This is a genomic window from Serratia sp. TMDUHS_CL, assembly GCF_037137105.1.
GTDB lineage: Bacteria > Pseudomonadota > Gammaproteobacteria > Enterobacterales > Enterobacteriaceae > Serratia > Serratia nevei.
This window is the reverse complement of the sequence record NZ_JBBBDV010000005.1, coordinates 111227-137910: the sequence shown is the minus strand read 5'-3', so window position 1 is coordinate 137910 and position 26684 is coordinate 111227. Positions and strand designations below refer to the sequence as shown.

Sequence of the window (26684 nt, the reverse complement as noted above, 5' to 3'; positions counted from 1 at the left end):
ATGTTGCGAGTAAAACGACCATTATTAAACGGAACCGCGTTATGAGTGCTACCGCGCTTGGCATGATTATCTTCGCGTATCTGTGCGGCTCGATTTCCAGCGCGATCCTGGTTTGCCGGATCGCCAGGCTGCCGGATCCGCGTGAACATGGCTCAGGAAATCCCGGGGCGACCAACGTCCTGCGCATCGGCGGCCGGCTGGCGGCAGCGGCGGTGCTGGTATTCGATATTCTGAAAGGGATGTTGCCGGTCTGGCTGGCCTACAAACTCGATGTGCCGCCGCTGTACCTCGGTCTGACGGCGATCGCCGCCTGCCTGGGGCACATCTATCCGGTGTTCTTCCACTTCCGCGGCGGTAAGGGCGTAGCGACGGCGTTTGGCGCCATCGCGCCTATCGGTTGGGATCTGACCGGCCTGATGACCGGCACCTGGCTGCTGACGGTGCTGCTCAGCGGCTACTCTTCGCTCGGCGCCATCGTCAGCGCGCTGATCGCCCCGTTCTACGTCTGGTGGTTCAAACCGCAGTTCACCTTCCCGGTGGCGATGCTCTCCTGCCTGATCCTGATGCGGCATCACGACAATATTCAGCGCCTGTGGCGCGGCCAGGAAGGCAAGATCTGGGGCAAGTTCCGCAAGAAGAAAAACCAGGCAGATGCGGATAACGGCGATCGGCCGAAAGACGAATAACAGAAGGGCCGGATTATCCGGCCCTTTGCTTTATACCGCAGGCAGTTCCGCCAGCGGCCAGCGCGGCCGCACCGAAACGCTCAGTTCCGGGCTGGCGCCGCTCTTCAGGCGCACCATGCCGGCATAGGCGATCATCGCGCCGTTGTCGGTGCAAAATTCCGGGCGGGCATAGAATACTTCCCCACCGCGCTTGTGCATCATCTCCGCCAGCTTGGCGCGCAACGTGCGGTTGGCGCTCACGCCGCCGGCCATCACCAAGCGTTTGAAACCGGTCTGCTCCAGCGCGCGTTTGCACTTGATTGCCAGCGTGTCCACCACCGCATCCTCGAAGGCGCGGGCGATGTCGGCACGCGTCTGATCGTCGTTGCCGTTGGAGCGAATGGTGTTGGCGGCGAAGGTTTTCAGCCCGGAGAAGCTGAAGTCCAGGCCCGGACGATCGGTCATCGGCCGCGGGAAAGTGAAACGCCCCGCCGTGCCCTGCTGCGCCATCTTCGACAGCATCGGCCCGCCGGGGTAATCCAGGCCGAGCAGCTTGGCGGTTTTGTCGAACGCTTCGCCGGCGGCATCGTCGATCGATTCGCCCAGCAGTTCATACTCACCGATGCCGGTGACGCTGATCAGCTGAGTATGGCCGCCGGAGACCAGCAGCGCGACGAACGGGAACGCCGGCGGGTTATCTTCCAGCATCGGCGCCAGCAGGTGGCCTTCCATATGGTGCACCGGCACCGCCGGCACGTTCCAGGCGAACGCCAGCGCGCGCCCCACGGTAGCGCCGACCAGCAGCGCCCCCACCAGGCCCGGCCCGGCGGTGTAGGCCACGCCGTCGATGTCGGCCGGAGTCAGGTTGGCCTCTTTCAGCGCCGCCTGAATCAGCGGCACGGTTTTGCGCACGTGATCGCGCGAGGCCAGTTCCGGCACCACGCCGCCGTAGTCGGCGTGCAGCTTCACCTGGCTGTATAATTGGTTGGCCAACAAACCGGTTTGATCGTCATACACTGCAATTCCGGTTTCATCGCAGGACGTTTCTATACCCAGTACTCGCATTACATTTCCCATCATTCACGTGCGGCCGCCAGTCTACCACATTCCGCCGCATTTACCGCCAGCGCGGCGCATCTTGTCACCGGCTCGCACCTATGTCGATGATTCATCCAGAAAATGCCCAGGCGATTAAACACGAGCATTTTTTTCTGATTAGTCTATAATCAGCGCCCGGTGCAAAATTGCGCACGTTGCGGCAGAGCGACGCGGGTTTCAATTTGCGGTGATGCTTTACAAAGCAGCATCCATTGGAGTAAAATTCCGCACCATTTTGAAAAGGCTGGCGCTTGGCCAGCAACAAACCGAATTTTATTGAGGTGAGAGGCACATGCCGGTAATTAAAGTACGTGAAAACGAGCCATTTGACGTTGCTCTGCGTCGTTTCAAACGCTCTTGCGAAAAAGCAGGTGTTTTAGCTGAAGTTCGTCGTCGTGAGTTTTATGAAAAACCAACTACCGAACGTAAACGCGCTAAAGCTTCTGCTGTGAAACGTCACGCGAAGAAACTGGCTCGCGAAAACGCACGCCGCACTCGTCTGTATTAATTCTTCGGGGGCAACCCCACCGCGTGAATTTCTGATTTTCAAAATCGCGCAGACCGAGTAGTTGCATACGAAGGCCGTGCTTTCCGAAAGGAATGCGCGGCTTGTTCTCGTTTATAGGCTAATGAAGTAAGGGCTTATGGCTGGACGAATTCCGCGCGTATTTATCAATGACTTGCTGGCTCGCACCGACATCGTCGACTTGATCGACGCTCGCGTGAAGCTCAAGAAGCAAGGCAAGAACTACCACGCGTGCTGTCCGTTCCACCACGAAAAGACGCCTTCCTTTACCGTTAATGGCGAAAAGCAGTTTTATCACTGTTTTGGGTGTGGTGCGCACGGCAACGCCGTCGATTTTTTGATGAATTACGACCGACTCGAGTTTGTCGAAACCATCGAAGAGCTGGCGACCATGCACGGGCTGGAAGTGCCTTACGAAGCGGGCACCGGGCCAACCCAGATCGAACGCCATCAGCGCCAGAGCCTGTACCAACTGATGGAGCAGCTCAGCGCGTTCTATCAACAGTCACTGCAGCAGTCCTCCGGGGCACCGGCGCGCAGCTATTTGCAGCAGCGCGGATTAAGTGACGACGTTATTCGCCATTTCGCCATCGGCTTCGCGCCGGCGGGATGGGACAACGCCCTGAAGCGTTTCGGCCGCGACGCCGACTCGCGCCGCGCATTGAACGATGCCGGCATGCTGGTGACTAACGATCAGGGGCGTTCGTACGACCGTTTCCGTGAACGGGTGATGTTCCCCATCCGCGACAAGCGCGGGCGCGTGATCGCCTTCGGCGGCCGCGTATTGGGTGACGGTATGCCGAAGTACCTGAACTCGCCGGAAACCGAAGTTTTCCATAAGGGCCGCCAACTGTACGGCCTGTATGAAGCACAGCAGAACCACCCTACCCTCCAGCGGCTGCTGGTGGTGGAAGGGTATATGGACGTGGTGGCGTTGGCGCAATTCGGCATCGATTATGCCGTCGCCTCGCTCGGAACCTCGACGACGGCTGAACACATTCAGCTGCTGTTCCGCGCCACCGACAACGTCGTCTGCTGTTACGACGGCGACCGCGCCGGCCGCGAGGCGGCATGGCGGGCGCTGGAAACCGCGCTGCCGTACCTGAACGACGGGCGCCAGCTGCGGTTCATGTTTTTGCCCGACGGCGAAGATCCAGACACCCTGGTGCGCAAGGAAGGCAAAGAAGCCTTCGAACAGCGAATGGAGCAGGCGCAGCCGCTGTCCACGTTCCTGTTCGAAAGCCTGCTGCCGCAGGTGGATCTGAGCAGCCCGGACGGGCGCGCCAAGCTGAGCACGCTGGCGCTGCCGCTGATTACTCAGGTGCCGGGCGAAACGTTGCGCTTGTACCTGCGTCAGGAGCTCGGCAACAAGCTGGGGCTGCTGGACGACAGCCAGCTCGACAAGCTGATGCCCAAGCAGGCGGAAAATGCGAATCCTTATCAGGCGCCCCAGCTAAAACGCACAACCATGCGTATACTGATAGGGTTACTGGTGCAAAATCCGCAGTTGGCTACACTTATCCCTTCGCTTGAAGGGCTGGAGCAGACCAAACAGGCGGGATTGCCGCTGTTCGTCGAACTGGTGCAGACCTGTTTGGCGCAGCCGGGCCTGACGACCGGGCAATTGCTGGAGCTGTATCGCGACAACAAATTCAGCCAGCAGCTTGAAACCTTGGCGACATGGAACCATATGATCGTTGAGGACATGGTCGAACAGACCTTTTTGGATACGTTGGCCAGCCTGTACGACTCGGTGCTCGAGCAACGGCTGGAAACGCTGATCGCCCAGGCCAGAACGCGCGGCCTGAGCCCGGAGGAACGTGAAGAAGTCCGTTCTCTCAACCAGGTTTTAGCGAAGAAAAACTGAATACCAAACGGCTTAAGTGCCGATAATTGCGAGGGCAGAGCCCTGCACAGTGCCGCCATAGTGGGCCGCGGCGATAACGAAAACGCCCCAAATGCTATTGTTGGCGGTTTCGCCGACCGACACCAACCTAAATACTCTGAAGTGTGGATACCGTCTTATGGAGCAAAACCCGCAGTCACAGCTGAAGCTACTTGTCACCCGTGGTAAGGAGCAAGGCTATCTGACCTATGCTGAGGTCAATGACCATCTGCCGGAAGATATCGTCGACTCCGATCAGATCGAAGACATCATCCAGATGATTAACGACATGGGCATCCAGGTGATGGAAGAAGCACCGGACGCCGATGACCTGCTGCTCGCCGAAAACTCGAACAGCACGGACGAAGATGCGGAAGAAGCCGCCGCACAGGTTCTGTCCAGCGTGGAATCCGAAATCGGCCGCACCACCGACCCGGTGCGCATGTACATGCGCGAAATGGGTACCGTCGAACTGCTGACGCGCGAAGGCGAAATCGACATCGCCAAACGCATCGAAGACGGCATCAACCAGGTGCAGTGCTCGGTTGCCGAATACCCGGAAGCCATTACCTACCTGCTTGAGCAGTACGATCGCGTCGAAGCGGGCGAAGCGCGCCTGTCCGATCTGATCACCGGCTTCGTCGATCCTAACGCGGAAGAGGACATCGCCCCAACCGCCACCCACATCGGTTCTGAACTGTCGAGCGAAGAGCAAGACGACGACGAAGAAGATGAAGACGACGAAGACGACGATACCGAAGACGACAACAGCATCGATCCTGAGCTGGCGCGTCAGAAGTTCGCCGAGCTGCGCGATCAGTATGAAGCGACGCGTCTGGTGATCAAGAAGAACGGCCGCAGCCACGCCAGCGCCGCGGACGAGATCCTGAAGCTGTCTGAAGTGTTCAAGCAGTTCCGCCTGGTGCCGAAGCAGTTCGACTTCCTGGTCAACAGCATGCGCACCATGATGGACCGGGTTCGCACCCAGGAACGCATCATCATGAAGCTGTGCGTTGAACAGTGCAAAATGCCGAAGAAAAACTTCGTCACCCTGTTCGCCGGCAACGAAACCAGCGATTCCTGGTTCGAAGCCGCGCTGGCGATGGCCAAGCCATGGTCGGAAAAGCTGAAAGACGTGGCTGAAGACGTGCAGCGCAGCCTGCAGAAACTGCGTCAGATCGAAGAAGAAACCGGCCTGACCATCGAGCAGGTCAAAGACATCAACCGTCGCATGTCGATCGGTGAAGCGAAAGCCCGCCGCGCGAAGAAAGAGATGGTTGAGGCCAACCTGCGTCTGGTTATTTCTATCGCCAAGAAATACACCAACCGCGGCCTGCAGTTCCTGGATCTGATCCAGGAAGGCAACATCGGCCTGATGAAAGCGGTAGACAAGTTCGAATACCGCCGCGGCTACAAGTTCTCGACGTACGCCACCTGGTGGATCCGTCAGGCTATCACCCGCTCCATCGCCGACCAGGCGCGCACCATCCGTATTCCGGTGCATATGATTGAGACCATCAACAAGCTCAACCGTATTTCGCGCCAGATGCTGCAAGAGATGGGCCGCGAGCCGACGCCGGAAGAGTTGGCCGAGCGCATGCTGATGCCGGAAGACAAGATCCGCAAGGTGCTGAAGATCGCCAAAGAGCCAATCTCGATGGAAACGCCGATCGGCGACGACGAAGATTCGCATCTGGGCGACTTCATCGAGGATACCACCCTCGAGCTGCCGCTGGACTCCGCGACCTCGGAAAGCCTGCGTTCCGCCACCCACGACGTACTGGCCGGCCTGACCGCGCGCGAAGCGAAAGTGCTGCGCATGCGTTTCGGCATCGACATGAACACCGATCACACGCTGGAAGAGGTCGGCAAGCAGTTTGACGTTACCCGTGAGCGTATTCGTCAGATCGAAGCCAAGGCGCTGCGCAAGCTGCGTCACCCAAGCCGCTCTGAAGTGCTGCGCAGCTTCCTGGACGACTAAGTCCGGCTGCCGTACCCAAAACAAAAACCCCGGCCTGCCGGGGTTTTTTTATGCCCTGAATACGCCCCGCCGCATCATTGCAGCGCCAGGAACAGCTCGCGATAGCTGGCGGTAAGCTGCTCCAGCGTGGCGCGGTTCAATCCGCTGGGGTTGGGCAATACCCATACCTCGGTTTCCCCCAACGTCAGCGTCTGCTTGCCCCAGGGCGCGTTTTTCACCCCGAAGGCGGTGGTGAACGCCTGCTTACCCAAAATCGCCAGCGCGCACGGCTGATAGCGCAAGATTTTCTCTTGCAACACCTCGCCACCGCTGCGCAGCTCGTCGCGCGACAGCTCGCTGGCCGCCACCGTCGGGCGCGCCACCAGCGCGGTAATGCCGCAGCCATTATCCTTCAGCTGCTGCCACTGCTCCGGCGCCAGCTGGCGCTCGGTAAAGCCGGCCTGATGGATCACCTTCCAGAAGCGATTGCTGCCGTTGGCGAAAGGGTAGCCCTGATGGGCGGAAGAAAGGCCGGGGTTGATGCCGCAAAACACCACCCGCAGGTCAGGCGCCAGAAGTTCCATGAGTGTCGTGAGTCCATTGCAGGGATTTACTGCGGTTATCGCAAAATCCGCCAGCAATTACAACAGGCTAGAACTGTGCAGAAAAGCAACATACGGGCGGGTAACAGTAGACCGCCGCTTAAGGATTCCCTATAATCTCGCGGCTTGGCCCCTTAGCTCAGTGGTTAGAGCAGGCGACTCATAATCGCTTGGTCGTTGGTTCAAACCCAACAGGGGCCACCAAATTTTAGCTGTTTTCACAGCCTTAGAAGCCATCCTGTCCGGGGTGGCTTTTTTGTTTTCCGCCGCCGTGCCACACTTCTCTTTCGGCATTCCTGATTTATTCCGACTCATAAGGCCCCTGCATGATCGTCAACTGCGACCACGACAACCTCGACGCCTGGCTGGCGCTGCGCACCGCGCTGTGGCCCTCCAGCTCGCCTGAAGATCACCGCGCGGAAATGCGCGAGATATTGGCTTCGCCGCACCACACCGCGTTTATGGCGCGGGGGCTGGACGGCGCTTTCGTTGGCTTTGCCGAGGTCGCGCTGCGCTACGATTACGTCAACGGCTGCGAATCGTCGCCGGTGGCGTTTCTGGAAGGGATTTATACCGTCGAGCGCGCCCGCCGCCAGGGCTGGGCCGCGCGCTTGATCGCGCAGGTGCAGGAGTGGGCAAAGCAGCAGGGGTGCAGCGAGCTGGCGTCGGATACCGACATCGCCAATCTGGACTCCCAGCGCCTGCATGCGGCGCTGGGCTTTGCCGAAACGGAGCGGGTGGTGTTTTACCGCAAAACGCTGGGCTGATCAGGCGGTCTTGCTTTGCCGCTGATGCGCCAGCTGCTCGGCGCGCAGCAGAAGCTCCTGCAGATCGTCCTCGTCAATATCGAACAGATCCCCCTCCATCAGTGCCTCGTGCAGATCGGCGCGGGTGATGGCAACGGCATCGATCGGTAGATTGGCCGGTTTGGCCTCCGCTGGCGCCAGCGCGTGCGGGTAGCGTCGCCCGGCCAGGTTATTGAACAGAATGGCCAGCGCCGCCAGCAGCACCGAGTTCAGCAGCACCGGGTACAGCACGAAGTGGTAGCCCATCTGGTGAATGCCGGGGCCGCCGAGGATAGCGGTCAGCGCCACCGCGCCACCCGGAGGATGCAGGCAGCGCAGCTTGAACATCAGGCCGATGGCCACCGCCGCCGCAACGCCGCAGGCCAGGCCCGGATCGGGGATCAGCAGACCGGCGCTGACACCCACCGTCGCCGCCAGCGCATTGCCGCCGACGATCGACCAGGGCTGCGCCAGCGGGCTGTTGGGCACGCCGAACAGCAGCACCGCCGAGGCGCCCATCGGCGCGATAAACCACAGGTTCACCTCGCCCAAAATAAAATGGCTGATCCAGCCGGCGAGCATCAGCCCCAAACCGGCGCCGACGCTGGAAATCAGCATCTCTCGCTTCCCCACCGCCAGCGGGTGCGGCCACAGGCGCGCGCATCCCACTTTTACTCGTTCTATCCACTGCGTCTTCATGTTACCCAATACGGCTCAATTCACGTGTTGGCAACAAATATATCACATCACCCTGAAGGAACTCACGGCGCCGTAAACCGCGCCGCCCAAGAACTTTTAGGCTAACAGATTGATTTTTAGCCTCCCCTCGTCAATGATGAATGTTCCCCCCTTAACCCCGAGGAACCGCCGATGTCTCAACCGATCATCGAGCTTTATACCGACAGTGAATTTTTCAGCCCGTACGCCATGTCCGCCTTTGTCGTGCTGACGGAAAAAGGCATTCCGTTCACCGTGAAGCCGGTGGATCTGGCGAAAGAAGAGAACAAAGAGGCGGCCTACGCGGCGCTGTCGCTCACCCGCCGGGTGCCGACGCTGGCGATCGGCGAGTTTCAGCTCTCGGAGTCTTCGGCGATCGCCGAATACCTGGAAGACATCCACCCGGCCCACGCCGTTTATCCGCGCGACGTGAAGCTGCGCGCCAAGGCGCGCGAGATCCAGGCCTGGCTGCGCAGCGATCTGTTGCCGATCCGCGCCGAGCGCTCGACCGAGGTGGTGTTCAACAACGGCAAGTTCCCGCCGCTGTCCGAAGCCGCGCAGGAGGCCGCGCGCAAGCTGATCGCCGCCGTGGAAAAGCTGCTGAGCCACGGGCAGGACAATCTGTTCAGGGAGTGGTGCATCGCCGACACCGATCTGGCGCTGATGCTCAACCGGCTGGTGATGCACGGCGACCCGGTGCCGGAGCGCGTGCGCCACTATGCGCACAAGCAGTGGCAGCGCCCGTCGGTGCAGGCCTGGCTGGCGTTGTCGGAAAAACGGCGCGCCTGAGAAAAAAATCGGCGGCTACGACGCCGCCGTTCTCAATGCCGAGAAACAACATCACTGCTTGAGGGAAGGCAAATCACCATCCAGAGGGCAGATAGCCTAACAATGAAGCGATGGCGTACACCGCGCTGGCCAGGTACAGCAGCACAATGCTGACCTGCAGCAGCGGGTGCGTGATCCAGTTGCACTGCCAGCGCGGGGTCTGGTCGCCCTGTTTGCGCGCGCCGCGCAGGATCAGCATCGGCATGATCGACAGGATCACCCCGCTGAACACCCCGGCGAAGTAGAGCGCGTTGACGAACGACACCAGCCCGCTGTAGGCCAGCACGAACGGCGGCACTACCACCAGCAGCAGCACGCCGAAGCGGCGCAGCGGCAGCTCGTCGTTGCCCAGCCTAAACTTGTCGAAAATATTGGTCAGGAAGCTGCCGCCCAATCCCCAGTACGAGGTCAGCATCGCGCACAGCGCGAAGATGTTGGCGGAGAAGAACGCCCACTGCCCCAGCGCCTGGCCCCAGGAGATGGTGGCCACGTCGGAGATGTCATCCAGCCCGCTGAGCGCGATCACCGACATCGGCACCGCCGCCAGCAAAATGAAGGTCACCACCATACCGACGATGATCGCCTTCGGCAGTTGCTCAGGCTTGTCGGCAAAGCCGCGCGCCATTTCCGGCACGATGTACTGCGCCGAGAAGCAGAACACCACCACGTTGAACACCGGCACCATATAGCGCCAGTCACCGTCCAGCAGGTTGCGCATCTGGGTGGTGTCTTTCAGCAGCGTTGCCGCCACCAGCGCGGTCAACATCACCACCATGCCGATGCTGATGAACTTCTCGCCGCGGCCGATCGCTTTCAAACCGAGGTACAGCACGCCGGCGGCGGGCACGAAGAACAGCAGGCTGCCCAGCGCCGGCGAGATGCCGAACAGCGATTGCAGCAGCTTGCCGCTGCCGGTCATGTAGGCGGTAAGCGCCCCAACGCTGTTGACGCACACCGAAGCGAACATCAGCCAGGCGCCCAGGCCGCCGACGTAGCGCTTCGCCAGCCCGCTCAGCTGCAGATGTGCGCGGGTGCGCAGCGTGGATTCGGCGACGTACAGCATAGTGATGGTGGTCAGGCTCCCCACCAGCACCAGCCAGAACAGCAGCGGCAGGAAACCGGCCTTGCTGGAGGCGTAGGCGATGGAGAGCACCCCGGCGCCGATGTTGGTGCCGACGATCATCGCCACCCCTTCGAGGAAACTTAACGATTTGGCGGGTGCAGGTGCTCGCACCCCGGCGGCAAGCGCCGGAGAAACAGAGATATTATCAGACATGCATCATCCTTTATCGCCCGGCGACGCTGGCCGCCGGGATGGGTTAACGTCCTGACGCTCAACAGCTCACATCGATACACAGGTATTTCAGCTCCAGATATTCTTCTATCCCGTAGCGCGATCCTTCACGCCCGAGCCCTGACTGTTTCACGCCGCCGAACGGCGCCACTTCGTTGGAAATCAGCCCGGTGTTGATGCCGACCATGCCGTACTCCAGCGCTTCCGGCACGCGCCACTGGCGCGCGGCGTTCTGCGTGAACAGGTAGGCGGCCAGGCCGAATTCGGTGTCGTTGGCCATGGCGATGGCTTCCGCCTCGTCATGGAAGCGGAACAGCGGCGCCACCGGCCCGAAGGTCTCTTCTTTGGCGAAGCGCATCTTCTGCGTTACGCCGGTCACCACCGTCGGCTGGAAGAAAGTGCCGCCGAGCGCGTGCGGCTGGCCGCCGGTGGCGATCTGCGCCCCTTTGATCAACGCGTCGTCGATATGGCTCTGTACCTTCGCTACCGCATCGCTGTCGATCAGCGGCCCCTGGGTGGTGCCTTCCTGGCTGCCGTCGCCGACTTTCAGCTGCTCGACCGCCGCCACCAGTTTCTCCGCCAGCCGCTCGTAGATGCCGTCCTGCACGTAGATGCGGTTGGCGCAGACGCAGGTCTGGCCGCTGTTGCGGAACTTGGAGGCCATGATGCCCGCCACTGCCGCGTCCAGATTGGCGTCGTCGAACACGATGACCGGCGCGTTACCGCCCAGCTCCAGCGACAGTTTTTTGATGCTCGGCGCGCACTGCGCCATCAGGATGCGGCCGACCTCGGTCGAACCGGTAAAGCTCAGCTTGCGCACCACCGGGCTGTCGCACAGCACCTTGCCCACCTGCGCCGCTTCCCCGGTCACCACCTGCAAAACGCCGGCGGGAATACCGGCGTCCTGCGCCAGCTTGGCCAGCGCCAACGCGGTCAACGGCGTTTGCTCAGCCGGTTTGACGATGATGGCGCAACCGGCCGCCAGCGCCGGCGCCACCTTGCGGGTGATCATCGCCGCCGGGAAGTTCCACGGGGTGATGGCCGCACACACACCGATCGGCTGTTTCACCACCACCAGGCGCTGCGAAGCCTGCGGCGCCTGCAATACCGCGCCGTCCACCCGCTTGGCCTCTTCGGCGAACCAGGTGATGAACGACGCGGCGTACGCCACTTCGCCGCGCGCTTCCGCCAGCGATTTGCCCTGCTCGGCGGTCATCAGCTGCGCCAGATCTTCCTGTGCGGCCAGCACCTTGTCGGCCCAGGCCAGCAGCAGCGCGGAACGCTGCTTGGCGGTCTGCTGTTTCCACTCGTTTTGCGCCCGCTGCGCCGCCGCGATCGCCTGCAGGGTTTCCTCTTCGCTGACCAGCGGAATGCTGGCCAGTTCGGCGCCGGTGGCCGGGTTGATCACCGCTTCGCGCTTGCCGCTCAGGGCATCGCACCATTCGCCGTTGATCAGACACTGGCTGCGCAGCAGCTCGGGATTGTTCAATTTCATGCCGTTCGCTCCTTAGTGGGCCAGCGCGCGAGACAGGATGCCCATCGCCTTGGTGAACTGATCGTCCGGGATGGTCAGCGGGTACAGGAAGCGGATCACGTTGCCGTTCACGCCGCAGCTCAGCAGCAACAGCCCTTCCTCCATCGCCTTCTGCTGCACCTGACGGGTGATCTCCGCCGAAGGCTTGCCGGTAGCCGGATCGTTGAACTCCACCGCCACCATCGAGCCTTGCGCGCGCACATCGGCGATCGCCGGGCTGGTTTTGCGCGCCTGCTGCAACACTTCCACCAGGTGCTGCCCCAGGCGCTGAGCGCGCTGGCACAGCTGCTCTTCGTCAATCACATCCAGCACCGCATGCGCCGCGGCCACCGCCAACGGGTTACCGGCATAGGTACCACCCAGCCCGCCCGGCGCCGGCGCGTCCATCACCTCGGCGCGGCCCGCCACCGCCGACAGCGGCATGCCGCCCGCCAGGCTTTTCGCCATGGTGATCAGATCCGGTTTAACGCTGTAGTGCTCCATGGCGAACAGCTTGCCGGTACGGGCAAAGCCGGTCTGCACTTCGTCGGCGATCAGCAGGATGCCGTGCTGGTCGCACAGCGCGCGCAGCGCCTGCATGAACTCGGCCGGCGCCACGTTGAAGCCGCCTTCGCCCTGCACCGGCTCCAGCACGATCGCCGCCACCTGCTTGGGATCGATATCCGCTTTAAACAGGCGATCCAGGCTGTTCATCGCGTCTTCGGTGGTCACGCCGTACAGCGCGTTCGGGTACTGGCCGTGGAACACCGAGCCGGGGAATGGGCCAAAGCCCAGTTTGTAAGGCGCCACTTTGCCGGTCAGCGCCATGGTCATATAGGTGCGGCCGTGGAAACCGCCGCCGAAGGTGATCAACCCCGGCCGGCCGGTGTAAGCGCGGGCGATCTTCACCGCGTTTTCCACCGCTTCCGCGCCGGTGGTGAAGAAGGCGGTTTTACACGGGCCGGCGATCGGCGCACGCTGGTTGATGCGCTCCGCCAACGAAACATAGCTTTCGTAAGGAACGATCTGATAGGCGGTGTGGGTGAAGGCCTGCAGCTGCTTTTCAATCGCGGCGATCACCTTCGGGTGGCGGTGGCCGGTGTTCAGCACGGCGATCCCCGAGGCGAAATCGATCACTTCTTTGCCTTCCACATCCCACAGCGTGGCGTTCTCTGCGCGCTCGGCGTAAAAACCACACATCACGCCCACTCCGCGCGGGGTGGCGTCCTGACGGCGTTGGTTCAATTCTGCGTTTTTCATGCTGTTTTCTCCGGTCGGTGCCAGTTACACGTTTCGTTCACATTCGTGAAACAATGCCGTTTATTTACACAGGATGTGGCCCTATAATCGAGTGCCAGTTACGAATAATTGAGGGATCCAATTGCGCTCATTGAGTGGTGATCTGTTGCTGCAGCGCCTCGGCGAGCAGCCCGATGACAAGCTGCACAAGCGGCTTTACAACGCGATCCGCACCAGCATTCTCGACGGCAGCCTGCCGCCCTCCAGCCGCCTGCCCGCCTCGCGCGATCTGGCGCAGGAACTCAGCCTGTCCCGCAACACCGTGTTAACCGTTTATGAACAACTATTGGCGGAAGGTTACGTGTTGGCGCGCGCCGGCAGCGGCACCTTCGTCGCCGACACGGTGCCGGACAGCTGCCTCTCCACCGGCAGCGCCCCGGCGGACGGCAGCGGGCAACCGCGCCGCGTCGAACTGTCGGAGCGCGGCGCCACGCTGCTGCACCACGCCAGCGCCAGCCCCAAACAGTGGGGGGCATTCATTCCCGGCGTGCCCGACGTCAACGCCTTCCCCCATCAGCTGTTCAGCAAGATCCAGGCGCGCCTCAGCCGCCGCCCGGCGCCGCAGCGGCTGACCTACAGCAATCAGGGCGGTAGCCCGGAGCTGCAGCATGCGCTGGTGGAGTATTTACGGGTGGCGCGCTCGGTGCGCTGCTCGCCGGAACAGATCCTGATCACCGAGGGCATCCATCAGGCGATCGATCTGGTGACGCGCATGCTGTGCAATCCAGGGGATGACGCCTGGATCGAAGAGCCGGGCTATTGGGGGATCCGCAATATCCTGCGCATCAATGCGCTGAACATCTGCCCGCTGGCGGTGGACGAAGCCGGGCTGGTGCCGCCGGAGCAGCCGACCAACCCACCGCGGCTGATCTTCGTGACCCCGTCGCACCAGTATCCGCTCGGCTCGGTGATGAGCCTGGCGCGCCGCCAACGGCTGCTGGCGCTGGCGCGCAACGCCGGCGGCTGGATCGTCGAGGACGACTACGACAGCGAATTCCGCTTTTCCGGCCAACCGATCCCGGCGCTGCAAGGGCTGGAGGCCGACGCGCCGGTGATTTACATCGGCACCTTCAGCAAAACGCTCTACCCGGCGCTGCGCCTCGGCTATGTGGTGTTGCCGCCGCCGCTGGTGCAGGCGCTGAAAACCGCCCACGCCGAGCTGTACCGCGGCGGGCACCTCCTGATCCAGAGCGCGCTGGCGGAGTTTATTCAGGCAGGACACTACACCGCACATATCCGCCGCATGCGGTTGCTGTACGCCCGGCGGCGTGCCTTCCTGACCGGATTGATCGAACAGCACCTCGGCAAACAGGCGCTCAGCGAATTCAACAGCAACGCCGGATTGCACCTGATCCTCAACCTGCCGGACGAGGCCGACGACGTGGCGATCGCCGCCGCCGCCGGCGCGCAGGGCGTGCTGGTGCGGCCGCTGTCGCGCTACTACATGCTGCCCAACCGCCGGCGCGGCCTGCTGATGGGGTTTGCCTGCGTGCCGGAAGAGCAGATGGCCGCGGCCTTCACCCAACTGCTGGCCTGCATTAACGCGCCCGAGATGAAAAAGGCGGCCCCCTAGGGCCGCCTTTGCGCGTTACCAGGCCTGAAGCCGCCAGCCGTCCGCCTGCCGGTTCAGGCGGTGCGTCGGCCGCAGCGCCTGCAGGAAGTCTTCGTCGTGCGATACCACCAGCATCGCGCCAGGGAAATCCGCCAGGGCGGTTTCGATCGCCAGCGACGACGCCAGATCCAGGTGGTTGGTCGGTTCGTCCAGCAACAGCAGCTGCGCCGGTTGTCGCCGCCACAGCGCGCAGGCCAGCGCCGCCTTGAGCCGTTCGCCGCCGCTCAGCGAGCCCAGCGGCAGCGCGATGCGATCCGCACCAAGCTGCAGCTGCGCCAGCCGGGTGCGCAACGCGCCTTCCGCCAGCGGCGAATCCTGCAGCCCCAGATGGTCCATCACCGACAGACTCGGGTCGAACTGCGACAAGGTTTGATCGAGGTAGGCCGTCGACAGCGGGCAATGACAATGGCCGGAAAGCGCCGTCAGCTGACCGAGAACGGTTTTCAGCAAGGTGGATTTGCCGCAGCCGTTGGGGCCGGTCAACGCCACGCGCATCGGGCCGTCGATACGCAGATCCAGCGGCGGCGCGCTGACGAACGGCAGCTGCAGCTGCTCGAGCACCAGCACCTGCTTGTTCGCGCTCACCTCGCTGCCCGGCAGCGCCAGCAACACCGGTTGCTCGTCCTCCACCCGCTGATAGGCCTCGCGCACCGCCGCATCGAGGCTGTCGCGCTGGTCCTGATGCTGTTTGCGCAGCGTGCCGAGGCTCTCCTTCGCCGCCGATTTGTAGGCCACCCGTTCGAAGGAGGCGATGTTCAGCGTATCGACGACGCGCAGCGTTTGCGCCGAGCGCCGCTGGCTCATGTCGTGCTCTTTCTGCTGACGGGCGCGGGTGCGGCGGCGCTCCTCGCGCGCATGTTCCAGATCGGCGCGCGCCGCCTGCTGCTCCGCGTCGCGCTGGCGCCGGTAGTCGTCGTAGTTGCCGCCGTAGCTGCGCAGCGCGCCGGGCGTCAGTTCGACGATGCGCTCCATACGCCCCAGCAGCTGCCGGTCATGGCTGGCGATAAGCAGCCCGCCGCGCCACTGATCCAACTGCTGATACAGCCAGGCGCGCCCGGCGCTGTCGAGGTGGTTGGTCGGTTCGTCCAGCAGCAGATAATCCGTCTCCCCCAGAAAAGCACCGCACAGCGCCGCGCGCATCCGTTCGCCACCGCTCAGTGAACTTGCGGCTCGCAGCGGATCGAAGGCCGGCAACCCGGCGGCGGCGAAGGCGCTTTGCAGGCGATCGTTGAGATCCCAGCGCCCTTCCAGACGATCGATGTCGTCCGCCAACGGCCGCCCCTGCTCGATGCGCGCCAGCGCGGCGAAGACCTCGCCGTAGCCCAGCAGCTGCGCCAGCGTGGTGTTCGCCGCGATCTCCGGCTGCTGCGCAACGTAAGCCAATGCGGCATGGGATTCGACATGCCCGTTGCCCGGCCGATCCCGCCCGGCGATCAGGCGCAGCAGCTGGGTTTTGCCGGCGCCGTTGCGCCCCACCAGGCCGCAGCGCGACCGATCGAAAGCGAGATCCAGCGGGCCGAACAGCGTTTCGCCGTCAGCAAATTGGCAGGTCAGTTGATGTAAAACGAAATAAGGGGACTGCGCAAAATGAGCCATAAGCACTCCTGAATGAGATCAAAACATCCCCACAGGGCGCGGGTGCGCACAGCGTGGGACCCGATATCAGCAGGTGTGGTTGTTCATTTTCGGTTATGGCTCCGCAGAGAGAAGGAATTTACAACGCGCAAAGGTTAACCGATCTTTTGTTCGTTATGCAAACGGTGCCTGAGATTCATGACGTCTATCACATTCGGCACAACGCAGATTCCCAAGCGGCGCGACAACGGCTAGATTTATCTCATCCGACCACTTGTGTTCACATAATAATAACAGATGCTCATCCCCAATCGCTTTCAACCTGCAGCTAGGCGGCAAGTTCGGGCGTTCCCAGGAGCTTACTCAAGTAAGTGACTGGGGCGAGCGAACGCAGGCAACAACGCTGCAGGTTGAAAGAGGCGGGGGATGAACGATGGAGAGTGCAATGAGCAATTACCCTCACCTGCTGGCACCGCTGGATCTCGGCTTCACCACCCTGAAAAACCGGGTGCTGATGGGATCGATGCATACCGGCCTGGAAGAGCTGCCTGACGGCCCGCAGCGCCTGGCCGCGTTCTATGCCGAGCGCGCCGCCGCCGGCGTGGCCCTGATCGTCACCGGCGGCATCGCGCCCAACGACAAAGGCGTGGTGTATCGCGGCGGCTCCACCCTCAACAGCGAGGCGCAGTTGCCTCACCATCGGCCGGTCACCGAGGCCGTTCATCGCGCGGGCGGCAAGATAGCGCTGCAGATCCTGCATGCCGGCCGCTACAGCTATCAGCCGCACCCGGTGGGCCCTTCCGCGCTGCAGGCGCCGATCAATCCCTTCGCGCCAAGCGCGCTGAATGAAGCGGAGATCGAGCAGACCATCGCCGACTTCGCCCGCTGCGCGGCGCTGGCGCAACAGGCCGGCTACGACGGCGTTGAGGTGATGGGTTCCGAAGGCTACCTGATCAACCAATTTTTGGCGGCGCGCACCAACCAGCGCGACGATCGCTGGGGCGGCAGCTTCACCAACCGCATGCGCTTCGCCGTCGAGATCGTGCGGGCGGTGCGCCAGGCGGTGGGCGCGGAATTCATTCTGATCTACCGGCTGTCGATGCTCGATCTGGTGGAAGACGGCTCCAGCTGGCAGGAGATTGAACAGCTGGCGCTGGCGGTCGAACAGGCGGGCGCCACGATCATCAATACCGGCATCGGCTGGCACGAGGCGCGCATCCCGACCATCGCCACCATGGTGCCGCGCGCCGGGTTCAGCTGGGTGACCCGCAAGCTGATGGGCAAGGTGGGTATTCCGCTGATCACCACTAACCGCATCAACGATCCGGCGGTGGCCGAGCAGGTGCTGGCGGACGGCTGTGCCGACATGGTGTCGATGGCGCGCCCGTTCCTCGCCGACGCCGCCTTTGTGCAGAAAGCCGCCGAGGGACGCGCCGACGAGATCAATACCTGCATCGGTTGCAACCAGGCCTGTCTCGACCAGATTTTTGAAGGCAAGCTGACGTCTTGCCTGGTCAACCCGCGCGCCTGCCGCGAAACCGAAATGCCGTTGACGATGGCGGAGAAACCGAAAAAGCTGGCGGTGATCGGCGCCGGCCCCGCCGGGCTGGCCTTCGCCACCACTGCCGCCAGCCGCGGCCATCAGGTGACGCTGTTCGACGCGGCCGATCAGATCGGCGGCCAGTTCAACATCGCCAAGCAGATCCCCGGCAAGGAAGAATTCCATGAAACCCTGCGTTACTTCCGCCGCCAGCTGGCGCTGCGCGAAGTGACGGTCAGGCTGGGCGTCAAGGTCGAGGCGGCGGATTTAAGCGAATTCGACGAAGTGATCCTCGCCTGCGGCATCTTGCCGCGCACCCCGGACATCCCCGGCATCGGCCACGCCAAGGTGCTGAGCTATCTGGACGTGCTGCGCGATAAAAAACCGGTCGGCCAGCGGGTGGCGATCGTCGGCGCCGGCGGCATCGGCTTCGACACCGCCGAGTACCTCAGCCAGCACGGCGTGTCCAGCAGCCAGGATCAGGCGGAATTCAACCGCGAATGGGGCATTGACGGCCGCCTTGAGCAGCGCGGCGGGCTGGCGGCGCAAGGCCCTCAGGCGCCACGCGCCGCGCGGCAAATCTATCTGCTGCAGCGCAAAACCAGCAAAGTGGGCGAAGGCCTGGGGAAAACCACTGGTTGGATCCACCGCGCCAGCCTGGCGATGCGCGGCGTGAAAATGCTCAACAGCGTCAGCTATCGGCTGATCGACGACGAAGGGCTGCACATCACCCGCGCCGAGCAGGACAGCTGCCTGCCGGTAGACACGGTGGTCATCTGCGCCGGGCAGGAACCACGCCGCGAGCTGCAGCAGCCGCTGCAGGCGATGGGGAAAATCGTGCATCTGATCGGCGGCGCCGACGTGGCCGCCGAGCTGGACGCCCGCCGCGCGATCGATCAGGGTACGCGGCTGGCGATGGCGCTGTAAAAAAGGGGCGCACAGCGCCCCTTGGTCATCACGCTCAGCGACGCGCGCCGGATTTAACCGCTCTCAAGATCACGAACTTCTTGTTCGAGGCCACCAGCGTGCAGTTGCCGAACAGACGCTTGAGCTTCTGATGATAGTCGAGGTGGCGGTTGCCGACGATGCGTAACTCGCCGCCTACCTGCAGGCAGCGCTTGGCGTCGCAGAACATCTGCCAGGCGGTGTGATCGGTAATGGCATGCTGCTGGTGGAACGGCGGGTTACACAGCACCGCCTGCACGCTTTCGCGCTCGATGCCCGCCAGCGCGTTGTTCACCTCAAACTGACAGCGATCCAGCTCTTGCGGCAGGTTGTGCTCCACGTTCAGCTCGCTGGAAGCCACCGCCATGTAAGATTCATCGACGAAGGTCATCTGCGCTTCCGGGTTTTGCGCCAGCGCCGCCAGGCCAATCACGCCGTTGCCGCAGCCCAGATCGATGATATGGCCGTTCAGGCCACGCGGCAGATGATCCAGGAACAGGCGCGCGCCGATATCCAGGCTGCCACGCGAGAAGACGTTGGCGTGGTTGTGGATCAGCCAATCGGTGCCGTCCAGCGTCCAGTTGGTGGTTTCCGCCGCCGCCGGTGGGACGATGTCCGCCGCCTGGCAGAAGATCAGGCGCGCTTTCTTCCACGCCAGGCTGGTGCGCGTCGGGCCCAGCACCTTTTCAAACAGCTGCATCGTCGAGGTATGCACGTCGCGCGCCTTGGCGCCGGCGACGATCAGCGTGTCTTCGGTCACAACGTGGCGCAGCGCGCGCAGCTGCTGCTCCAGCAGAGCCAGCGCCTTCGGCACGCGAATCAGCACCACCGCCGGCGCCGCCGGCAGCTCGGCCAGGCTGTCCAACAGCGTGACCTGCTCGGGATCCAGACCGTTGAGCTTCAGGTTGTGGCGCGTCGCCAGCTGGCTCATGTACGAGTCGCTGACGCTGTAAGGACGATGCGCGTGCAGCGCACAGGCCAGGGTGCCGAAGTTATCGTTGAAAATCAGCACCGGACGGCCGCCGATATCTACGTTTTCAAGCTGTTGCAGCAGATATTCGTCCGCTGCTTCCCACGCCTGCAGTTGGGTGGATTCTTCCTGTTGGGGATAACGCTCCAGCTCAAGTTGCTGTGTTCCCAGATCGAGTTGGCTCATTGCCCCTCCTGACTGATAAAATTTGGGCTGTTTATCCCCTAAAAACGCCCGTCAGTAAAATGTTTTTTCGGATAAATTGCGTATGTCAGGATTTGAGCGAAAAAACAGCATAGAATGACCGGCTGAATGGCCGTTGATACGGAACAAGAATGTCTGAATTGACCTACCTGCAAGGCTACCCAACGCATCTGCAAAGCCAGGTGCAGCAACTGATCCATCAGAATCGGCTGGGAGACGTGCTGCTGCAGCGCTATCCGCAGGTGCACGACTGTACTACCGACAAGTCGCTGTATCAGTTTACCGTCGATCTGAAAAACCAGTATCTGCGCAACGCCCAGCCGCTGAGCAAGGTGGCCTACGACAGCAAGATCCACGTCATGAAGCACGCGCTTGGCCTGCATACCGCCATCTCGCGCGTGCAGGGCGGCAAGCTGAAGGCCAAGGCGGAAATCCGCGTGGCGACGGTGTTCAAGGTGGCGCCCGAACCCTTCCTGCGCATGATCGTGGTGCATGAGCTGGCGCACCTGAAAGAGAAAGATCACAACAAGGCGTTCTACAGCCTGTGCTGCCATATGGAGCCGGATTACCACCAGCTGGAGTTCGATACCCGGCTGTATCTGACGCACCTTTCGCTGTTCGGCGAGCTGTATGCATAGCGAGTGAGGGCGTGATAATCTGCGGTTTTAGGCCTGGACCGGAGCTCGCCATGATTCGCTTTGCCGTCGTCGGCACCAACTGGATTACGGAACGTTTTATCGATGCCGCCCATGAAAGCGGCAAACTCAAGCTGAGCGCCGTGTATTCACGCTCGCTGGACCAGGCGCAGGCATTTGGCGCCAACTATCAGGTCACGCAGTTTTTCGACTCGCTCGAGGCGATGGCACAGTCTGACGCCATAGACGCGGTGTATATCGCCAGCCCCAATTCCCTGCACTGCCCGCAATCGCTGCTGTTCCTGCGCCATAAAAAACACGTGATCTGCGAAAAGCCGCTGGCCTCCAACCAGCGCGAAGCGGAACAGCTGGTAGCCTGCGCGCGGGAAAATCAGGTGGTGCTGTTCGAAGCGTTCAAAAGCGCCTACTTGCCGAATTTCCTGGCGCTGCAGCAGGCATTGCCGAAAGTCGGCCGGCTGCGCAAAGCCTTTATCAACTACTGCCAATACTCTTCGCGCTACCCGCGCTATCTCGCCGGCGAGAACCCCAACACCTTTAACCCCCAGTTCTCCAACGGCTCGATCATGGACATCGGCTACTACTGCCTGGCCAGCGCGGTAGCGCTGTTCGGCGCGCCGCAGTCGGTGCTGGCCAGCGCCACGCTGCTGGATACCGGCGTGGATGCCCACGGCACCGTCTGTCTGAACTACGGCGATTTCGACGTCACGCTTTCCCATTCCAAGGTCAGCGACTCGGCAATCCCCAGCGAGATCCAGGGGGAAGAAGGCACGCTGATTATCGACAAGATTTCCGAGTGTCAGGGCGTGGCGCTGACGCCGCGCGGCGGCAACCGCCAGGATCTGAGCCAGACACAGCACATCAATACCATGCTGTATGAAGCGCTGGCCTTCGCCGAGCTGATTGAGAAGCATCAGGTGGAACACCCGGGGCTGGAGAATTCGCTGATCGTCGCCCGCCTGCTGACCGACATCCGCCGCCAGACCGGCGTCGTCTTCCCCGCCGACGGAGCATGAGATGAAACCGCTGCTCGTGATGCAAACCGGCGACGCGCCGCAGGCCATTCGCCAGGAACTGGCCAACTTTGAAGGTATGTTCCTGCAACAGGGCAACATCGACGCCGAACGCGCGCACATCGTGCATCTTCCCGCCGGCGAACGGCCGTTGCCGCCGGCCGCCTATTGCGGCGTAGTCATCACCGGATCGCCGGCGATGGTGACCGAACAGCTGCCGTGGAGCGAGGAAGCCGCCGAATGGCTGCGTCAGGCGATGGCGATCAAACTGCCGCTGTTCGGCGTCTGCTACGGCCACCAGCTGCTGGCCTACGCGCTCGGCGGCGAAGTGGGCTATCACCCGCAGGGCATGGAGGTGGGTACGCTGGAGATCGAACTGCTGCCCGCCGCAGCCGAAGACCGGCGCCTCACCCTGCTGCCGCCGCGTTTCAAGGCCAACCTTATCCATTCGCAGAGCGTGCTGACGCCGCCCGCCGGCGCGCAGACGCTGGCGCGTTCGCAGCAGGACGCGCACCAGATCCTGCGCTATGGCGATCACGCCCTGACCACCCAGTTCCATCCGGAATTCAACGGCGCGGTGATGAGCCAGTATCTGCAGTGGCTCGGCGAACTGCATCCCGAGCAGCAAGCCCGCTATCAACAGCAACAACAACAGGTTAGCGACACGCCGTTCAGCCGCCTGCTGCTGCAGGGATTCGTCGTCAGTCTCGGCGCGCAAAAAGCGATGGCCGGCTAACGCGATTCACGTTGACCGCCGACACATTTTGCATTACTTTCTGCTCTGCAAAGGGGAGTAACTTCATTGCCGGTCAATCGTCATTACGATGCGCAAGCATCCGGTTACCGGGCAACCTGATGTCAAAGGTGTAACCACCTTCATCAACGTTGTAAGTGAGACCTTGCCGGAAGGCGAGGTTTGCTTGCAGCGTTCACAGAGCGGCTGGCGTCTTCCGACGTTGGCCGTTTTTGTTTTTGAAGGATACCTCTGATGATGAATTCCGTTGGCACACCGTGGTTATGGGGCAGCTTCGCCGCCGTCATAGTCGTGATGCTCGCAATCGACCTCCTGTTGCAGGGCCGTAAAGGCGCGCACACCATGACCCTGAAGCAGGCCGCCAGCTGGTCGCTGGTGTGGGTCAGCCTCTCCCTGCTGTTCAATTTCGGTTTCTGGTACTACCTGAATGAAACCGCCGGGCGCGCCGTCGCCGATACCCAGGCGCTGGCCTTCCTGACCGGCTACCTGATCGAAAAAGCGCTGGCGGTGGATAACGTGTTCGTCTGGCTGATGCTGTTCAGCTACTTCGCCGTGCCGGCCAACCTGCAGCGGCGGGTGCTGATCTACGGCGTACTGGGCGCGATCGTGCTGCGTACCATCATGATCTTCGCCGGCAGCTGGCTGGTCAGCCAGTTCCAGTGGCTGCTGTATCTGTTCGGCGCCTTCCTGCTGTTCACCGGTATCAAGATGGCGCTGGCGAAGGAAGATGACTCGGCGATCGGCGACAAGCCGCTGGTGAAATGGCTGCGCAGCCACCTGCGCATGACCGACAGCCTGGAAGGCGAGCGCTTCTTCGTGCGCCGCAACGGCATCCTGTTCGCCACCCCGCTGGTGCTGGTGCTGATCCTGGTCGAGCTGAGCGACGTGATCTTCGCGGTGGACAGCATTCCGGCGATCTTCGCCGTGACCACCGATCCGTTCATTGTCCTGACCTCTAACCTGTTCGCCATCATGGGCCTGCGCGCCATGTACTTCCTGCTGGCCAACGTGGCGGAGCGTTTCTCGATGCTGAAATATGGCCTGTCGGTGATTCTGGTGTTTATCGGCATCAAGATGCTGATTATCGACTTCTTCCACATCCCGATCGGCGTGTCGCTCGGCGTGGTGGCAGGCATCCTGACGCTTACCTTGCTGATCAACGCCTGGGTCAATCGCCGTAACGATCGCCTGGCGAAGAAATAACCACAATCTGTTATCCGGGGCGCTAGTCGCCCCGCGATTGTTTGGCAATTCCCCCAAAACGCCAAACGTTATTGCGATCACACAAATGTAACCAGTATGTTATCAAGTGTTGATCCGCGCTCAGAATTTCATCCCCGCCTCTTTCCAACATCATTCGATTGCTGAATACTGATTCGGCAAACACACTTAGTTACAGAATCATATAAAGCTACCCGGCGTCGTTCCCGCCGCGGCGGCCAGATAACATCAGGAAGAAAGCACTATGCAAAAACTATTACAAAGGATCACGCAGGGTAGCCTGGTCAAACAAATCATGGTCGGCCTGGTGGCCGGCATTCTGGTGGCCCTGGTTTCGCCGGCGGCGGCTTCCGCCGTCGGCCTGCTCGGTACCCTGTTCGTCGGCGCGCTGAAAGCGGTGGCGCCGGTGCTGGTGCTGATTCTGGTGATGGCCTCGATCGCCAACCATAAACAGGGGCAGAAGACCAACATTCGCCCGATCCTGTTCCTCTACCTGCTGGGCACCTTTGCCGCCGCGCTGGTGGCGGTCGTCGTCAGCTTTATCTTCCCTTCCACGCTGGCGCTGACCACCGGCGCGACGGACATTACCCCGCCGGGCGGCATTGTGGAGGTGATGAAGGGTCTGTTGATGAGCGTGGTGGCCAACCCGTTCCATGCGCTGATTAACGCCAACTACATCGGTATTCTGGCGTGGGCCGTCGGGCTGGGGCTGGCGCTGCGCCACGCTTCCGAAACCACTAAAGGGCTGATCAACGACATGTCCCATGCGGTTACGCTGGTGGTGCGCGCGGTGATCCGCTGTGCGCCGCTCGGCATCTTCGGCCTGGTGGCTTCCACGCTGGCGGAAACCGGCTTCGGCGTGCTGTGGGGCTACGCCCAGTTGCTGATGGTGCTGCTCGGCTGCATGCTGCTGGTGGCGCTGGTGCTCAACCCGCTGATCGTTTACTGGAAAATCCGCCGCAACCCGTATCCGTTGGTGTTCGCCTGCCTGCGCGAGAGCGGCGTGACCGCCTTCTTCACCCGCAGCTCCGCCGCCAACATCCCGGTGAACATGGAGCTGTGCAAGAAGCTGAATCTGAATGAGGACACCTACTCGGTTTCCATTCCGCTGGGCGCCACCATCAACATGGCCGGCGCGGCGATCACCATCACCGTGCTGACGCTGGCGGCGGTGAACACGCTGGGCATCGCGGTGGACGTCCCGACCGCTCTGCTGCTGAGCGTGGTGGCCGCCCTGTGCGCCTGCGGGGCCTCCGGCGTGGCCGGCGGCTCGCTGCTGCTGATCCCGTTGGCGTGCAACATGTTCGGCATTCCGAACGACGTGGCGATGCAGGTGGTGGCGGTCGGCTTTATTATCGGCGTGCTGCAGGATTCGGCGGAAACCGCCCTCAACTCCTCCACCGACGTGCTGTTCACCGCCGCGGCCTGCCAGGCGGAAGATCAACGGCTGGCGAACGAAGACCCGCTGAAGGTGCGTTAAGCGCAAGTTGCTTCATAAAAAGGCGCTCCCTCGAGCGCTTTTTTTGTCAGCGTTAGAGCGTCACCCCGCTTTTAAAGATCGCCAGCTCGCGGAAATCGTTGGCTTCATTGCGCGCCGGGCGGCCGTTGGCGATCTCGACGATCAGATCGACGAAGCGGCCGAGCAAGGTCTCCATCGCCACGCCGTGGATCAGGCCGCCGGCGTCGAAATCGATCCAATGCGGTTTCTTCGCCGCCAGCTCGCTGTTGGTGGCCAGCTTCACCGTCGGCACAAAGCCGCCGTATGGCGTGCCGCGCCCGGTGCTGAACAGCACCATATGGCAGCCGGCACCGGCCAGCGCGCTGGTCGCCACCGCATCGTTGCCCGGCGCGCTGAGCAGATTCAGCCCCGGCACGCGCAGCCGCTCACCGTACTTCAGCACGTCCACCACCTGGCTCAGGCCCGCTTTTTGGGTGCAGCCGAGCGATTTCTCTTCCAGCGTGGTAATGCCGCCGGCCTTATTGCCCGGCGATGGGTTCTCGTATATCGGCTGTTGATGGGCGATGAAATAGCGTTTGAAATCGTTGATCATGTCGACGGTTTTGTCGAAGGTCTCCCCGTCGCGGCAACGGCTCATCAGAATGCGCTCGGCGCCGAACATCTCCGGCACTTCGGTCAGCACCGTGGTGCCGCCGTTGGCGATCACATAATCGGAAAAGCGCCCCAGCAACGGGTTGGCGGTGATGCCCGACAATCCGTCCGAACCGCCGCACTCCAGGCCGAACTTCAGCTCGCTCAGGCGGCCCGGCTCGCGGCGATCGTGGCGCATCTCCCGGTACAGCTCGTGCAACAGCGCCAGCCCGGCCTCCACCTCGTCGTCCTGCTGTTGGCACACCATAAAGCGCAGCCGCCGCTCGTCCGCCATCCCCAGCGTGGCGCGAAAAGCATCCACCTGATTGTTCTCGCACCCCAGCCCGATCACCAGCACCGCGCCGGCGTTGGGATGGCGCGCCATGTTCTGCAGCATGATGCGGGTGTTGGCATGATCCTGCCCCAGCTGCGAGCAGCCGAACGGATGGCTGAACAGATGCACGCCGTCGATCCCCTCCGCCTGCGTTTGCTGCAAAAAGCGCTGCTGGATCTGGCGGGCGATGCCGTTGACGCAGCCGACGGTCGGCACGATCCACAGTTCGTTACGGATCCCCACGTCGCCGCCGGCCCGGCGGTACAGCTGCACCTCGCGATCCGCCGCCTGCGGCGGCAACGTCGGGAACTGCGGCTGGTAACGGTAGCTGTCCAGATCGCTCAGGTTGGTTTTGGCGTTTTGCGAATGAATATGCTCACCAGGGCCGATGGCCACGAGCGCGTGGCCGATCGGCTGGCCATATTTGATGATGTCCTCGCCCTCGGCGATCGGGCCGAGCGCAAACTTGTGCCCGCGCGCCACCGGCTGCACCAGCGGAACGGCTACGCCTGCCAGCTCAACCGTGTCTCCGGCGGCCAGGTCGCGCAGCGCTACCGCCACGTTATCCTGCTCGTGAATCTTTATCGTACTTTGCATAAACC

Annotated in this window: 22 protein-coding genes and 1 tRNA gene; 14 read left to right on the top strand and 9 right to left on the bottom strand. The window is 62.2% G+C overall.

Features of this window, described 5'->3' with window-relative positions; genetic code table 11:
- The first annotated feature begins 41 nt into the window (after positions 1 to 41).
- Positions 42 to 686 carry a glycerol-3-phosphate 1-O-acyltransferase PlsY gene (gene plsY, locus WCL58_RS12075; protein WP_049198480.1) on the top strand — a complete coding sequence of 215 codons (645 nt, stop codon included), beginning with the start codon at positions 42 to 44 and terminating at the stop codon, positions 684 to 686.
- A gap of 30 nt (positions 687 to 716) precedes the next feature.
- On the opposite strand, the gene tsaD is transcribed toward plsY, so the two are convergent.
- Positions 717 to 1730, bottom strand: a complete 1014-nt coding sequence (tsaD, locus tag WCL58_RS12070) for a tRNA (adenosine(37)-N6)-threonylcarbamoyltransferase complex transferase subunit TsaD (RefSeq protein WP_049198481.1) — start codon at positions 1728 to 1730, stop codon at positions 717 to 719.
- 325 nt (positions 1731 to 2055) lie between these two features.
- Between tsaD and rpsU the strand changes: the two genes are divergently transcribed.
- The 3 genes from rpsU (at position 2056) to rpoD (ending at position 6155) form a co-directional block, all read left to right on the top strand.
- The gene (gene rpsU, locus WCL58_RS12065) at positions 2056 to 2271 is read left to right on the top strand and encodes a 30S ribosomal protein S21 (RefSeq protein WP_001144069.1); all 216 of its coding nucleotides are present in this window, start codon (positions 2056 to 2058) and stop codon (positions 2269 to 2271) included.
- Between the two features lie 136 nt (positions 2272 to 2407).
- The gene (dnaG, locus tag WCL58_RS12060; protein WP_025304325.1) at positions 2408 to 4156 is read left to right on the top strand and encodes a DNA primase; all 1749 of its coding nucleotides are present in this window, start codon (positions 2408 to 2410) and stop codon (positions 4154 to 4156) included.
- A 157-nt stretch (positions 4157 to 4313) separates the two neighbouring features.
- Positions 4314 to 6155, top strand: coding sequence for an RNA polymerase sigma factor RpoD (gene rpoD, locus WCL58_RS12055; RefSeq protein WP_004937194.1), 1842 nt, complete (start codon positions 4314 to 4316; stop codon positions 6153 to 6155).
- Positions 6156 to 6229: 74 nt separating this feature from the next.
- On the opposite strand, the gene mug is transcribed toward rpoD, so the two are convergent.
- Positions 6230 to 6718: a G/U mismatch-specific DNA glycosylase gene (mug, locus tag WCL58_RS12050; RefSeq protein WP_336851196.1), complete on the bottom strand. Its 489-nt coding sequence runs from the start codon at positions 6716 to 6718 to the stop codon at positions 6230 to 6232.
- 146 nt (positions 6719 to 6864) lie between these two features.
- Between mug and WCL58_RS12045 the strand changes: the two genes are divergently transcribed.
- Both WCL58_RS12045 and aac(6') read left to right on the top strand, forming a co-directional pair.
- Positions 6865 to 6940 (top strand) — tRNA-Ile (locus tag WCL58_RS12045).
- Positions 6941 to 7062: 122 nt separating this feature from the next.
- On the top strand, positions 7063 to 7503 hold the full coding sequence (gene aac(6') / locus WCL58_RS12040) for an aminoglycoside 6'-N-acetyltransferase (protein WP_060422871.1): 441 nt from the start codon (positions 7063 to 7065) through the stop codon (positions 7501 to 7503).
- Here aac(6') and WCL58_RS12035 read toward each other — a convergent pair whose 3' ends face one another.
- Positions 7504 to 8220, bottom strand: a complete 717-nt coding sequence (locus WCL58_RS12035) for an HPP family protein (protein WP_060441001.1) — start codon at positions 8218 to 8220, stop codon at positions 7504 to 7506.
- Positions 8221 to 8391: 171 nt separating this feature from the next.
- On the opposite strand from WCL58_RS12035, the gene yfcF reads away from it, so the two are divergent.
- Positions 8392 to 9027 carry a glutathione transferase gene (gene yfcF, locus WCL58_RS12030; RefSeq protein ID WP_033644542.1) on the top strand — a complete coding sequence of 212 codons (636 nt, stop codon included), beginning with the start codon at positions 8392 to 8394 and terminating at the stop codon, positions 9025 to 9027.
- A 73-nt stretch (positions 9028 to 9100) separates the two neighbouring features.
- Here yfcF and WCL58_RS12025 read toward each other — a convergent pair whose 3' ends face one another.
- The 3 genes from WCL58_RS12025 to WCL58_RS12015 are packed head-to-tail and all read right to left on the bottom strand — an operon-like array spanning position 9101 to position 13133.
- Positions 9101 to 10342 carry an aromatic amino acid transport family protein gene (locus WCL58_RS12025; protein ID WP_043142048.1) on the bottom strand — a complete coding sequence of 414 codons (1242 nt, stop codon included), beginning with the start codon at positions 10340 to 10342 and terminating at the stop codon, positions 9101 to 9103.
- Between the two features lie 58 nt (positions 10343 to 10400).
- A complete protein-coding gene (locus WCL58_RS12020; protein WP_336851192.1) occupies positions 10401 to 11855 on the bottom strand; it encodes an NAD-dependent succinate-semialdehyde dehydrogenase in 1455 nt (484 codons plus the stop codon).
- A 12-nt stretch (positions 11856 to 11867) separates the two neighbouring features.
- Positions 11868 to 13133: a 4-aminobutyrate--2-oxoglutarate transaminase gene (locus WCL58_RS12015; protein ID WP_084827513.1), complete on the bottom strand. Its 1266-nt coding sequence runs from the start codon at positions 13131 to 13133 to the stop codon at positions 11868 to 11870.
- Between the two features lie 121 nt (positions 13134 to 13254).
- Here WCL58_RS12015 and pdxR point away from each other — a divergent pair, with 121 nt between their 5' ends.
- Positions 13255 to 14745: a MocR-like pyridoxine biosynthesis transcription factor PdxR gene (gene pdxR / locus WCL58_RS12010; RefSeq protein WP_060440999.1), complete on the top strand. Its 1491-nt coding sequence runs from the start codon at positions 13255 to 13257 to the stop codon at positions 14743 to 14745.
- 15 nt (positions 14746 to 14760) lie between these two features.
- Here pdxR and WCL58_RS12005 read toward each other — a convergent pair whose 3' ends face one another.
- On the bottom strand, positions 14761 to 16380 hold the full coding sequence (locus WCL58_RS12005; protein ID WP_141960312.1) for an ABC-F family ATP-binding cassette domain-containing protein: 1620 nt from the start codon (positions 16378 to 16380) through the stop codon (positions 14761 to 14763).
- 424 nt (positions 16381 to 16804) lie between these two features.
- Here WCL58_RS12005 and WCL58_RS12000 point away from each other — a divergent pair, with 424 nt between their 5' ends.
- The gene (locus WCL58_RS12000) at positions 16805 to 18826 is read left to right on the top strand and encodes an oxidoreductase (protein WP_060424720.1); all 2022 of its coding nucleotides are present in this window, start codon (positions 16805 to 16807) and stop codon (positions 18824 to 18826) included.
- Positions 18827 to 18860: 34 nt separating this feature from the next.
- Here WCL58_RS12000 and rlmG read toward each other — a convergent pair whose 3' ends face one another.
- On the bottom strand, positions 18861 to 20000 hold the full coding sequence (gene rlmG, locus WCL58_RS11995; protein WP_084827511.1) for a 23S rRNA (guanine(1835)-N(2))-methyltransferase RlmG: 1140 nt from the start codon (positions 19998 to 20000) through the stop codon (positions 18861 to 18863).
- 149 nt (positions 20001 to 20149) lie between these two features.
- Here rlmG and WCL58_RS11990 point away from each other — a divergent pair, with 149 nt between their 5' ends.
- The 5 genes from WCL58_RS11990 (at position 20150) to sstT (ending at position 25139) form a co-directional block, all read left to right on the top strand.
- Complete coding sequence (locus tag WCL58_RS11990; RefSeq protein ID WP_004937154.1) at positions 20150 to 20656, top strand: M48 metallopeptidase family protein; 507 nt, start codon at positions 20150 to 20152, stop codon at positions 20654 to 20656.
- Positions 20657 to 20706: 50 nt separating this feature from the next.
- Positions 20707 to 21687 (top strand): Gfo/Idh/MocA family protein, encoded by a 981-nt coding sequence (locus WCL58_RS11985; protein ID WP_060424718.1) that lies wholly within the window; start codon positions 20707 to 20709, stop codon positions 21685 to 21687.
- Position 21688: 1 nt separating this feature from the next.
- On the top strand, positions 21689 to 22420 hold the full coding sequence (locus WCL58_RS11980) for a glutamine amidotransferase (protein WP_060424716.1): 732 nt from the start codon (positions 21689 to 21691) through the stop codon (positions 22418 to 22420).
- Positions 22421 to 22672: 252 nt separating this feature from the next.
- Positions 22673 to 23641, top strand: a complete 969-nt coding sequence (locus tag WCL58_RS11975; protein WP_060424713.1) for a TerC family protein — start codon at positions 22673 to 22675, stop codon at positions 23639 to 23641.
- A 262-nt stretch (positions 23642 to 23903) separates the two neighbouring features.
- Positions 23904 to 25139: a serine/threonine transporter SstT gene (gene sstT, locus WCL58_RS11970; protein ID WP_336851187.1), complete on the top strand. Its 1236-nt coding sequence runs from the start codon at positions 23904 to 23906 to the stop codon at positions 25137 to 25139.
- Positions 25140 to 25191: 52 nt separating this feature from the next.
- On the opposite strand, the gene WCL58_RS11965 is transcribed toward sstT, so the two are convergent.
- Entirely contained in the window at positions 25192 to 26679 is a 1488-nt protein-coding gene (locus WCL58_RS11965) for a UxaA family hydrolase (protein ID WP_193158428.1), read from the bottom strand.
- Positions 26680 to 26684 lie beyond the last annotated feature (5 nt).